General features: G+C 52.3%; 10 protein-coding genes. 2 read left to right on the top strand and 8 right to left on the bottom strand.

The genetic code is table 11. The features are described 5' to 3' along the window. Positions 1-105 precede the first annotated feature (105 nt). The 3 genes from H6G45_RS10580 to H6G45_RS10570 form a co-directional block, all read right to left on the bottom strand. Positions 106-921: a cyanophycinase gene (locus H6G45_RS10580; RefSeq protein ID WP_190598408.1), complete on the bottom strand. Its 816-nt coding sequence runs from the start codon at positions 919-921 to the stop codon at positions 106-108. Between the two features lie 245 nt (positions 922-1166). Continuing rightward, positions 1167-2114, bottom strand: coding sequence for an S-layer homology domain-containing protein (locus tag H6G45_RS10575; protein WP_190598407.1), 948 nt, complete (start codon positions 2112-2114; stop codon positions 1167-1169). Next, positions 2078-3352, bottom strand: a complete 1275-nt coding sequence (locus H6G45_RS10570) for an NAD(P)/FAD-dependent oxidoreductase (RefSeq protein WP_190598406.1) — start codon at positions 3350-3352, stop codon at positions 2078-2080. Before H6G45_RS10570 ends, H6G45_RS10575 begins: the two co-directional genes overlap by 37 nt. Positions 3353-3421: 69 nt before the next feature. On the opposite strand from H6G45_RS10570, the gene H6G45_RS10565 reads away from it, so the two are divergent. Then, positions 3422-6466 carry a response regulator gene (locus H6G45_RS10565; protein ID WP_190598405.1) on the top strand — a complete coding sequence of 1015 codons (3045 nt, stop codon included), beginning with the start codon at positions 3422-3424 and terminating at the stop codon, positions 6464-6466. A 61-nt stretch (positions 6467-6527) separates the two neighbouring features. Continuing rightward, positions 6528-7982, top strand: coding sequence for a PucC family protein (locus H6G45_RS10560; RefSeq protein WP_190598404.1), 1455 nt, complete (start codon positions 6528-6530; stop codon positions 7980-7982). A 61-nt stretch (positions 7983-8043) separates the two neighbouring features. Here the strand turns inward: H6G45_RS10560 and phaB are convergent, their stop codons facing one another. The 5 genes from phaB to H6G45_RS10535 all read right to left on the bottom strand — a co-directional run bounded on the left by phaB (position 8044) and on the right by H6G45_RS10535 (position 12490). Further along, complete coding sequence (gene phaB, locus H6G45_RS10555) at positions 8044-8766, bottom strand: acetoacetyl-CoA reductase PhaB (RefSeq protein WP_190598403.1); 723 nt, start codon at positions 8764-8766, stop codon at positions 8044-8046. Positions 8767-8848: 82 nt separating this feature from the next. Then, complete coding sequence (gene phaA, locus H6G45_RS10550; protein ID WP_190598402.1) at positions 8849-10039, bottom strand: acetyl-CoA acetyltransferase PhaA; 1191 nt, start codon at positions 10037-10039, stop codon at positions 8849-8851. 185 nt (positions 10040-10224) lie between these two features. Further along, entirely contained in the window at positions 10225-10689 is a 465-nt protein-coding gene (locus H6G45_RS10545; protein ID WP_190598401.1) for a glutathione peroxidase, read from the bottom strand. Between the two features lie 40 nt (positions 10690-10729). Then, a complete protein-coding gene (locus H6G45_RS19970; RefSeq protein WP_190598400.1) occupies positions 10730-11746 on the bottom strand; it encodes an FHA domain-containing protein in 1017 nt (338 codons plus the stop codon). A 21-nt stretch (positions 11747-11767) separates the two neighbouring features. After that, positions 11768-12490 (bottom strand): DUF3120 domain-containing protein, encoded by a 723-nt coding sequence (locus H6G45_RS10535; protein WP_190598399.1) that lies wholly within the window; start codon positions 12488-12490, stop codon positions 11768-11770. Between the last annotated feature and the right edge of the window lie 226 nt (positions 12491-12716).

Raw genomic sequence — 12716 nt, 5'->3', positions numbered from 1 at the left:
CGACTATCATTCTCAAGCTAGGCCTCTGACTGAAACTGTTCGCTGTGAACAATTGATCCGAGTCAGTCCCTGGGGTCAGGGAACCTTACCTGCCTTGGGTCACCCCTAGATTACCCGAGGAAAAGCCCGCTGTTTTACTTGATGATAAACTTCCCCATGGACAAGGATGTTAAGGCGGAGATTATGGAGGCTCAACGGGGCATTGGCCACCACCATAGCGGCGTTGGTGTAGCTCATGTCCCTAGCATCCACAAAGGACACCGTACCCTGGCCAATAACTTTAACGGAGCCATCCCGCTCGAACATGGCGCAGGTATCTTCATCAATGCCTAAACCAAGCAACTCAGGATGGGTAGAAATGGCACTCAACAGCCGGGCCATGCGGTTACGATTGTGGAAATGCTGATCCACCACAATTTCCGGCACAATCCCCAGCCCCACTGCCATATCCACCAAAGCTCGATTGGGCCATTCGCCGCTACTGCCCCCGGCAATCATGTGATGCCCCATCACCGCTGCCCCTGCACTGGTGCCTGCTAAACTAATTTCCCCGTTATGCACCCGTTGACGAATGCGGTCCATCAAGGGGGTATCCGCCAACAGCCCACAAAGGCGCAGTTGATCTCCCCCGGTCATAAAAATGCCTGTACACTGTTCGACAAATTCCCGGTAACCACTGTCGTCCCCCTGGGAGCGGTCCCGGATATCCAATACCTTTAACTCTTTGACCCCCATGTCGCCAAAGATAGTTTGATATCTCTCCCCAATTAGTAAAGGCTCCCGAGATGCAGAGGGAATGATGCCAATAATGGCGTCGGTGCCACCGGAACGCGACCAAAATGTTTGTAAAATTTCACGGCCGTGAACTTTATCTTCTGCACCACCAATAATTAAGATGGCCGGTTGGGAGGATAGGGGCATTGTCAACTCTTAGGGGTTCAGTTCTCTGATTAGCAGACTAATATTATCTTGACCGGACGAAGAAAAAAAGTCCATGCCAAGAGTTTTTGCGGGCACCTTGACAACCATTGGGGCGCCTTGATCAGCTTTAAATCCCTCGACCAAATTATTATTACTACTCAGACAGGGCCAGCCTATGGTCAAAGCTAGTTAAATTCAGTCAAATTTAAGTTTAATTAGCCACTGTAAGCGATTTTAGTCATTAATTAATTGGGGGAATTCTCCGGAGTAACGGTGGGCTCAGGCTCAACTGCGGGGGATGGGGCTGCGGGAGCATTAATGACATCTTTGGCGCTTAGGCCATCGGCCTGGGCTCCTAAAAACCAGAGGGCAGAGGCTGCTTCTTCCCTGGTGGCGGGGCGCTGGGGTTGAAAGATGGTGATGTAACCAAACATTCTTTTGAGGTTGGATTGATCGCCATTTTGGAAGTCGGCAGCTAGGGCGGGCCAAATGTTGGGGTTAATTTTGGCGGCGTCCTGGAAACCCCAGGTTTCTTTAATATTTTCCAGGCTGGCATTGGGCAGGGCCCGGCGATAGTCTAGGGGCACTTTCCAACGGACTACATCTTCCCTAGTTAGGGGAGCACCGGGGCGAAACTGGGTGGCGCTGGGGTCGTTGGTGAGGCTAGAGGGAATTAAACCGGCATCAGCTAAACCTTGAATTTGGGCAAAGTCGGGGTGGCTGGGGGGAACGTCGGTGAAAAGAGGGGTGGTGTTACTGGAAGCGGGTCTAATTTGTTTACTGGGTTGGTTGGCAAAAAAGACATTATTGGCTCGAAATAACCAGCGGGCGAATTCTCCCCGACTGATGTTACTCTGGGGCGCAAATTCCTGCCCCGTTTTAGCTTGAACAATGCCTAGTTGACTCAGGTCTTCAATTTCTGCCCTTTGGCGATCGCCTACTTTTTCTAGATCGCTAAAAGTGCCCGTAGAAAAGGTGGCAGTGGGGGTTGGAGTGGGTGTGGCGGTGGAATCTGGCTCTGTGGGTTGGGGAGTTGGGGCAGGGGAAACCGGGGTAGTGGTATTGGGAGAACTGCCCAGGGAAGGATTGGCGGCAAAACGATCCTGTAACGCTTGGTTGCTACTGCAGGCCCCCAACAGGGCGCAAAGTCCAATAATTAAATAGGGAAAAAATGATGAAGATTTTTGAACCATCGGCGGCACTGCTGGCTGAATTGGGCAACTTTTTTGAGCAAAAGGGGAGTGATGCCCCCATAGATCCTATCAAATCGGTAATGGAAAAGAAGATCCAACACATCTTCATAGCGGAGATAGCTCAAGTACGTCACCCCCAAATCAATCTGGCGATCGCCAAACTCTAGGTAAACCCGTTGACTTAATTTTTCTGTCCGTTGCCAGGGTTCAGCAAAATGGGCTTTCATCGCCTGCTCATACTTTCCGAAAGCCTTTGGATCCCCCTGGAGATAATCCCGCACAAAGGGAACGGCAATATTAGCTCCCTGCATACCATGGCGGATGCCTTCTCCTCCCAAAAAATTTACCGTCGATACCGCATCCCCGATCGCCACCACGGAACCCCGATGGTAAGTGTCCCCTTGATTAACGGCGTAATCCAACACGGAGCCGTGGATTTCCTCCAGATGGTATTGGGATTTTTCCAGTTTTAAATAGTCCCGGATAATGGCTTCAGTATAGGCACGGATCGGCTTTAACTTACCTAAATAACGGTGTTGCCCGGCAAAAATAGCTGTTCCCACCTTTAACTGGTGATTATCCATGGGAAAAATCCAGGAATAACCCTGGGGACTCCAACGGTAACCAAGGAAGAAAACTAAGGTGTCGGCAAAACGTTCATGGGTAGCTTCGTCCACCGTGATTAAATATTCTGTGCCAATGCCTCGGTAATATTGACCGTTATCCGTGACTTTGGGTTGCCCATAATTAATCACCGCCCGCTTTGAGCCGGTGGCATCAATTAACACCTGGGTTTTGACAGTGACCTTTTCCAGGGATCCAGCACCTAGGGGATCTCGGCAAGATAGGGTAACCTCTAACCCCGATTCCCCCGGTTGGTAACTCAAAAAACGGTGCCCCAACCACACCTGACCCCCCGCCTCCGTGACCATATCCGCTAAAAATTGTCGCAATTTCGCAAAATCAAACACAACACCCTGAGGTTGATCGCTGTACCAGACTTGTTCTTTTTCCGTGGCGGCGATCGCCAAATTGTGCCAATAGCGGGCCACCACCCCTGGAGGTAGATCAAACAATGCCATGGTTTCCAAAGGACTAGCGGCGCTAGAGTAATTATTTTGGCTAAAATTTGAATGTTGCTCTACTAACAGGACTCGGACACCCTGTCGGGCCAACTGTCGAGCACATTGCCCCCCGGCGGGCCCTGCCCCAATTATCACCACTGCAAACTCTTCCATCGGCCTCTGGGCTTATTCCCCTAGATAATCGAAACATCAACAATAAAAACATCAACGGGCAAATTTGTAATGTCCCCATCCCAGCCCCCTTCAGCCATTGCCACTTTTGAGCCAGAGAGTTTTCTCATTCTGGTGGTAGATGATGTGAAAGATAATATCTATGTCATTTCCGAGCTGTTGGAAGGGGAAGGTTACAGCACCACCTTTGTCACCTCCGGGCCAGAAGCTCTGCAACGGGCCACCCAGGCTCAACCGGACCTGATTCTGTTGGATTTGATGATGCCCGGCATGGATGGGCTGGAAGTGTGCGATCGCCTTAAACAGGATCCCCAGGCCAGAGATATTCCGGTAATTTTTCTTACCGCCAGCAACGAAAAACAACATCTTCTCCAAGCCTTTGCCAAGGGGGCAGTGGACTATGTCACCAAACCCTTTAGCCCGCCGGAACTGTTGGCCCGGGTGAAGACCCACCTGGAACTAAAACAAACCAGGGACAATCTGCGCCATACCCTACTAGAACAGGCCAAAACCGCTGAAGCCTTGGCTTGCACCTCCACCCGCCTCAGTACCCTGGTGCAAAATATGCAAGCGGGGGTGCTAATGACCGACGCCCTGGGCAATATTGTGGTGGTCAATCCCGAATTTGCTCGACTGTTTAACCTCGGTTTTCCCGCCGAACTCCTGCTGGGGAAAAATTTAACGACGATCGCCCCCCGCATTAATGGCCTTGTTTCCCAGGGCCAGGGCATAACCGAAGACTTTTTGGCGATCGAGCATCCGGAACCATTGCTGAAAGTGGAACTGTCCCTACAGGACGGACGTTTTTTTGAGCGGGATTATGTGCCCATCTTGTTGGGGGATAGCTCCCAGGGCCATTTTTGGCTTTACCGGGACATCAGCCAGCGTAAACAAGTGGAAGTGATTCAGGGGCAATCCCTGGAAATGGAACGGCGCATGCGGCAACAATTGGCCGAACAAAATCAAGAATTGGTGGTGGCCACCAGTGCGGCGGAGGCAGCTAACCGCTCCAAAAGTGAATTTTTGGCCACCATGAGCCACGAAATTCGCACCCCCATGAATGCCATCATCGGCATGACCGGATTATTGCTAGATACGGCATTAACCACCCAACAAAAATATTTCACCCAAACCATCCGCAACAGTGGGGAAACCCTGCTCACCCTAATTAACGATATTTTGGATTTTTCCAAGATTGAAGCCGGCAAATTGGACCTGGAAGTGTACCCATTTGATTTGGGGCAATGCCTGGAGGAAGCCTTGGATGTGGTGGTGCCCAGCGCCAGGGAAAAATCCCTCACCCTGATCCGACGTTTTCTCACCCCCATTCCCCCCAACCTCCAGGGGGACGTGACTCGCCTCAGGCAAATTTTGGTTAATCTCCTCAGCAATGCGGTCAAGTTCACCGAAGCAGGGCAGGTTAAAGTGACGGTGGAAGTGGTGGACCATGACGCGGCCAAGGGGGAATATCAACTCTGTTTTGCGGTGCAGGACACGGGCATTGGCATCGCCCCCAACCAACAGCAGGCTTTGTTTCAGGCCTTTAGCCAGGGCAATTCTTCCATTACCCGGCGCTTTGGGGGCACGGGGTTGGGCTTGGCCATTTGTGTCCGTTTAACTGCTTTGATGGGGGGCACCATCTGGGCAGAAAGTAATGGTTGTGTGGTGGGAGACCCCCCCGCTCCTTGGCAGATCGGGCAACCGACAACCCTGGGTTCGACTTTCTATTTCACTGTCAATTTAACGGTGGTGCCCAGCTGTGCCTATTCTGCCCATAATTTGCGCCACTCCCTGTTCCTTGGGCGATCGGTGTTGGTGGCGGATTACGACGAAGGCCGGGCCACCAGAATGCAAAATCTTTTGGCCAGTTGGCGTCTCCAAGCGGAGCAAATTACTTTTTCTTCTCCGGCAAAACTGGGGGAGGATCTAGGGGAAAAATTAGCGCAAAAAACCTATAGCGCCCTAATCATCCATTGTCCCCATCCAGACGGGAGGGGAGAGCATTTGGCCGATTTTGATTTGGCGGAAATTGCAACGTGGGCCCCCACGGACCAAGGCATTCCGGTGCTGGTGGCCACGGACATTTACCTATCCCCTGGGGAGCGCTACAGCGGGGATAAATCTCCGGTACAGACTTGGCTTAGGAGTCCAATCAATCCTGACGAGCTGGAAAATACCTTGGTGCAGGTGTTGGGACAAACGGAGCCTCCCACCCTAGTGTCTACGGGGGCAATCAGCGGGCCTTTGTTTCCCTATGCTCCTTCCAATTTAACCATTTTGTTGGCGGAAGATAACCTAATTAATCAACAGGTGGCCAAGCTCTTGCTGAAAAAGTTGGGTTACCCAGTAGAGGTGGTCAACAACGGCCAAGAAGCCCTCACGGCTTTGGCTAAGGGGGATTACGATGTGGTGTTGATGGATGTGGAAATGCCGGAAATGGATGGCTTGACGGCGACGAAGCAGATCCGACAGTCCCGGGGCCGGAGTCAAAGACCTTGGATCATTGCAGTGACAGCCTATTCCATGGAAGGCGATCGGGAACGGTGTTTGGCCAGCGGCATGAATGATTATGTCAGTAAACCCATCCGCCTAGAAGCTCTGCAACAGGCCTTACAGGTGGCTGCCACAGCGCTCCAGTCCACCAGCCAAAATACGGTTACCGTCGTTCCCAGCGCCAATACTTTTGAGTCAAAATCATCCCCTTCTAGCCCCGATCCAGAGGACTTGGCCAGCATGGCCTTGCCCTCCATTGACCAAGACATTATCTATTCTCTGCGGGAATTGGATGAGGAAAATGGTGACTTAATTCTCAGGGAAATTAGCGATATCTATTGTCAAACGGTGCCGGAACTATTGCAAAGGATCAAACTGGCGATCGCCAATCAAGATTGGGTAGATTTGAGTTTAGCCGCCCATACGCTTGGTTCTAGCAGTGCTAACTTGGGGGCGGTGCTTTTGGCCCAACAGGCTAAAACCTTAGAAAATCTTGCCCGCCAACGGGACTCCCTGGCCATGGACCCAGACCATTTCCCCGCCCTAACGGCTAGCTATGCAAGGGTACAGGGGGAACTGCAAACCATGCTCGATCGCCTCTAGGAAAAGTTTTGCCGGGCATTGGTTAGTTAGAATACGGAGTGTTTTCTCTGGCAATGTATTCATGACCGTTAGCGAATCGATGGCCGGGGCCCCGTTGCCAAAATTGCCCTTGGTGACCATGTTCCGCCTAGGCTTATTCCAGATGGGGCTGGGCATTATGTCCCTGTTAACCCTGGGGGTACTCAACCGCATTTTAATTGATGAGTTGGCGGTGTTACCCTGGGTGGCCGCCACGGCGATCGCCATGTATCAATTTGTTAGCCCTTTTAAAGTGTGGTGTGGGCAACTATCCGACAGTCAACGGTTGTGGGGCTACCATCGCACTGGTTATGTTTGGTTGGGAGCCCTAGGCTTTACGGTGTTGTCCTTTATCGCCCTCCAGGTGGTGTGGCAGTTGGGCCTCAGTTTGCAAAATAACGGTTGGGGGGCCCTAACAATTTTTTGGAGCATAGCGCTGGGCACAGTTTTCGCTGCCTACGGAGTAACCCTGAGTTTAAGCTCCACTCCCTTTGCCGCCCTGTTGGTGGATGTGTCCGACGAAGACAATCGCTCCAAACTAGTGGGTATTGTCTGGTCCATGTTGATGGTGGGCATTGTGCTGGGGGCCATTGTCAGCTCCCGCCTGTTAAATACCCCGGAAATTTGTGGCCGGGCTCTGTTGGATGCCGATGCTCTGCTGGTGAAAAAAACCGTTGACATTGCCCAACTGCAACGGGGCATTAATCCCGTCTTTATCATCATGCCGGCGATCGTCGTTTTCCTGGCCTGGCTGGCCACGGTGGGGGTGGAAAAAAAATATTCTCGCTTTGGCGATCGTTCCGAAGGCCGGGAGGACGAAATCACCCTGGGGCAAGCGGTGAAGGTTCTGACCGCCAGCCGACAAACGGCCATCTTCTTCGGTTTTTTACTACTGCTGACCCTGAGCCTATTTATGCAGGATGCGGTGCTAGAACCCTACGGCGGAGAAGTCTTTAACCTTTGCATTTCTGAAACCACCCAGTTAAACGCCTTTTTTGGCATGGGTACCCTGTTGGGCATTGGTTCCACCGGCTTTTTTGTCGTACCCCGTTTAGGCAAGCAACGCACCACTTCCCTGGGCTGTGCCCTGGCCGCCCTTTGTTTTTCCTTGCTAATTCTGGCGGGATTTCAGCAAAATGTGACCCTGTTAAAATCCGGTCTACTTTTCTTCGGTTTAGCCTCGGGCATGATCACCGCCGGAGCCACCAGTTTGATGTTGGACCTCACCGCAGTGGAAACCGCTGGCACTTTCATCGGGGCCTGGGGTTTAGCCCAATCCATTTCCAGGGGCTTAGCCACCGTGGCCGGGGGCACAATTTTGAACATCGGCAAGGCTTTGTTTGCGAATGCAGTGTTGGCCTACGGTTTGGTATTTGCTATCCAAGCCCTGGGTTTAATTTTCTCCATTTTCCTGCTCAACAAGGTTAACGTGCGGGAATTTCAGGACAACGCCAAAACGGCGATCGCCACAGTGATGGCGGGGGATTTGGACGGCTAAAAAAAACTCCCCAGATATTTAGGGAGGAGAAAATTAGGATGTCTGCACAATACCGCAAAAATTAGGTGTGGTGAGCACCATTCACCCGTAACACTTCGCCGGTGACATAGCTACTGGCCACGGGAGAGAGCAAAAAGGCCACCGCCCAGGCAATTTCTTCTGGTTTACCAAAACGGCGGAAGGGGATTTCCTTAGTAATTTTCTCCCGAATATCTTCCCGGATGGCTAAGGTCATTTCCGTGTCAATGAAACCGGGGGCCACTGCATTGGCCCGCACCCCGTAACGGGCTCCCTCCCGAGCAAGGGATTTCATCATGCCAATCACCCCGGCCTTAGTGGCGGAATAGTTAGTTTGGCCAACGTTGCCCCGCTCCCCAGAGATGGAACTAATGGCCACAATGGAACCGGCTTTGCGTTCGTACATACCTTCAATGAACGGTTTGATGCTGTAGGCCACCCCCTTGAGGTTGACATTGAGCACCGCATCCCAATCGGCGGGGGTTAATTTGGGAAAAAAGTTGTCTTTGGTAATGCCAGCATTGGCCACTATGCCGTAAACGGGCCCCAGCTTATCGGTGATTTCCGCCGCCGCCGCCGTCATGGATTCTAAATCGGTGACGTTGGCCACCACCCCCAGGGCCTCAGCATTACCGCCATCCGTAGCTAAATCAGTGAAAGCCACCTTAGCCCCCATTTCCTGGAGCAATTTGACGATCGCCGCGCCGATGCCCCGATTGCCGCCGGTGACCACAATTACCTTATCTTCCAAACCCAGACTTAACATGGTGACTCCTTAAAAGTTAATAGAAACAAATTCAACTTGATCAGCCAAAGCCTCCACATTCGACTCGATCAGCCACTAATCCTTAAACCCTTTCAATGGCTACGGCCGTACCGCCGCCGGTACCATGGCAAAGGGCCGCCAGACCCATGGCTTTATCCCGTTGTTGCAGAGCGTAGAGTAGGGTAACCATAATCCGGGCCCCCGATGCCCCAATGGGATGACCCAAGGCGATCGCCCCACCGTTAACATTCAACTTGTCCCGGTCCACTCCCAATTGCTGCTCAAATAAGAGATTGCTGACGGAGAAGGCCTCATTATTTTCAAACAAGTCAAAATCAGCAAGGGTCTTATCCAGCTTGGCCAACAGTTTTTGGCTAGCGGTGATGGGCAACTCGGGAAAACGGCTGGGGGTGCCGGCGGCCCAACTCCCCCCAAGAATTTTGGCCAGGGGTTTGAGTTGATATTTTTCCACCGCTTCCGCACTGGCTAGGAGTAAAGCTGCCGCCCCATCGGTAATCTGGCTACAGTTGCCCGCCGTTAACACACCGTCCTTGGCAAAGGCTGACCGCAATTTGCCCAGGCTTTCCACGGTGGTGTCAGCGCGAATACCTTCATCACTCTTCAGCACCTGGGTCCCTTTGCGACTGGTGATTTCAATGGGGGCAATTTCTGCATCAAAATAACCAGATTCCGTGGCCTGGGCCGCCCTTTGTTGCGACAAACAGGCCACTTCGTCCAATGCGGCCCGGCTGAAACCATGCTCTGCGGCCAATTTTTCCGTCTGGTCCCCCATGCCCTCACCATTGGTGCTGTCCGTCAAACCATCATGGAGAAGAAGATCAGTTAAATTTTCCGGGGCCCCCATGAGAAACTTATAGCCCCAGCGGGCCCGGTGGGAGAGGTAAAAACCCGTTTGGGACATGGATTCCGTCCCGCCAGCCAAAATTAGATCCCCTTCACCGGCCCGGATGGTCAAAGCGGCATTAATCACACTCATCATGGCGGAAGAGCAGACCATATCCACCGCATAGCCGTCCACCGTATCGGGAATCTCCGCCTTCAAGGCCGCTTGACGGGGAATTAGTTGCCCATGGCCAGCCCTCAACACGTTGCCCATAATGTATAGATCTAGGTGCTTTCCCTCCACGCCGGCCTGGGCTAGGACACTTTTCATCACATGGGCCCCCAAATCCACCGCCGAAAAATTGGTCAGGGATCCACCAAAACGCCCCAGGGGAGTTCGTTTAGCAGCAACAATAAAAACATCACGCATAATTCCTTTCCAATGCCATGGGTTGGGATGGGCGGGCATTAACTCCGCCTCCAGCTCAATTATGGAGGTGAATTCCGAAAGCAGTGCACCCCAAATTTCAAGCTATGACAACAAATACCCCGTGCAGAAGCACAGGGTAAAAATTAGGATAAGCTCAATGGCAGTCAGTGTTGGCGCTCAAAAACTTAGCCCAAAGCTTTTTCAATGGCAGCTTTTAAAGAAGAGTCATCGGGTTTAGTTTGGGGGTCAAAGCGGGCCACCACCTGCCCATCCCGACCAATTAAAAACTTGCCAAAATTCCAGCCAATGTCTTCGCCATCGCCGACGAGGAATTGGTAGAGGGGGCTGCGGTTGGGACCATTGACGTCTTGCTTTTCTAGCAAGGTAAAGTCCACGTCGTACTTGGTTTTGGTGAATTCCTTAATCTCCTCTGGGGAGCCTGGTTCCTGGGCACCGAACTGATTGCAGGGCACACCGATAATTACCAAACCTTGGTCGCCATAGGCCTGATCCAAGGCCACTAGGCCGCTGTACTGGGGAGTTAAGCCACACTTACTGGCAACATTGACAAAGAGGACAACTTTATTATCAATTACCTCTGGGGCCAGGGGCGTTCCATCTAGGGTGGTCAAGGAATTGGGTAAAGACATAGGTGTTAAGAAATATTACGACGGTTTCCATTATGGACGATTAAGGTACTTCCGGTACCGGAGGGGGAGCATCCTCCAGGGTGGTGTTATCCAACAGCAATCCCAGGGTGGCAAAGGGCAGGCCGTAAATGGCGATTGGATTGGTGTAACCCTTCAACTCAATGGTGTCTTGCTGAATAGTTGCGGCCCATTGGGGTAATTCCTGTAGATAGCTAAAGGTTTTTTCGCTCATGGCCAAGTCGAAATGGGCCTGCTTGGTGGCAGATTCTAACCGAAAAGCAGCGTTGACCGTATCACCGATCGCCGTGTAGTCGGGATGGTCGCCACTGCCAGTATTACCCACCATGGCGTAGCCAGTGTTAATTCCTGTGCCGATGCGGAGGGGGAAAGGCAGATCGTATTTTTGATTTAACCGGGCCGTCATGGCCTGGAGGCGGTTGACAGCATGGAGAATTTGAAGAATTTCCGCCGGAGTAGCTTCGTTGTAGCCGTGGAACCAGATCGCCATCACCGCATCGCCAATGTACTTATCCACCCAACTACCGGCTTCCCGCAAAATGTGTCCGGCCTGGCGGAACCAATTGCCAATCAGTAGGGATAGCAATTCCTCCTGTACCTGCTGGGCCATGCCAGTGAAGTTGCGCATATCCGCCACCAACACCGTAATTAGTCGCCGCTCATGGAGCACGTTGGTCTGGGTATCCCATTCCGCCGGATTCCGCAACAGCCCCGACGGCGTACCGTTTTGGTCAGAGTAAAATTTTGCTTCCGTTTTACCAAAGGTAATTTTGTCCTTGTCCTGAATGGCGATCGGTATACTCACCCGCCGACCATTGACAAAGGTGCCATTGCGGCTACCTAGGTCAATTAACAAAAAAGTATCTTCCTCCGTCGCCTGCAAAATCGCATGGTTGCGGGAAATGCAACTGTCCCGGATGACCAAGTCATTCTCCTGGCTCCGGCCCACAGTCCAATAGTTCCGCCCCTGGAGAGGAAAAGTCACATCCCCATGGGAGAAATGTACTATTAGGTGAACGGATGGAGCAGGCTTATCCACAGGGTAATGGCAAAAGTTGACTTAGGCCATCATAGCCCCAAGCCAGAAAAGGGCATCTACAACAATAGTACTCAACACGGCTCCCGCAAAGGCCTGCCAGCCGGGGGACCGCCGTTGCAACGCCCAACCACCCAGCCCCAGCAATAGGGCCAACAATAGCCAAGCCCAGGCTGCTCCCCAGGGGGTATGAATTTTAGCCAGGGCCGCTTGGAAAACAAATCGGGCGAATTCGGGGTCCACCACCATCACCTGACGCCAATGATCCATCAACCCGGTGAGGTAAAAGTAAATATCGGTGACGGCCGTTCCCGTCAGGGAGCCTAGGTAGAATAAATGGCCGATTACGCCCCAGCCCCGTTTCAGTCCCCAAAGGGCAAAGGGTAAACCGATCGCCTCGATGGGTAAATGCCAGAGGGGTTCCCAACGAAACCAACCCCAATAAATGGCCCCCGCCAACCAACTCCAGCTAAAGCCCAGCAGTAAATCCCCCCACAGGGCCTGATCGGGTCGTTTCATTAACCAAACGGCGATCGCCACCCAGGGTAAAGTCAACGCCAGGGAAAGCCAGGGAAATTGCCGCACCAGGGGCGCTTGGATAAACACCGGCACAGAAACGAGAAAGCCCGCCATCAGTTGCATGCCGGTGGTGGTGGCATCAATGGCAAGGCTGGAGCGCCAACGGTGGAAGCGGCGCAGAAAATTAAGCCCTGGCTGGGCTAAGGCGGTGGTTAAAAGGGGAATCACTACAGGGGTTGAATAAAGTTGGCTAAAAGAGGTTTTAAAAAAGCTTCCCTCTGGGGGAACAGAGGCAGGGGTAATTTTAAGTTTTGTTACTTTAAATTAATCTTGCTTATTATATCCAAAAACTTCTAGGCTTTCTAGGGAATACCGCCTATGGTTTGGCCACCTCAGCCCTAGGGAATCAGAAATATTGCTAACGGTTATCCCCCAAGCCGCTAGAATGGGCTAC

Origin of the sequence: Synechocystis sp. FACHB-383, assembly GCF_014698605.1 — a bacterium.
Lineage (GTDB): Bacteria > Cyanobacteriota > Cyanobacteriia > Cyanobacteriales > Microcystaceae > Synechocystis > Synechocystis salina.
This window is presented reverse-complemented; position numbering and strand designations above follow the sequence as displayed.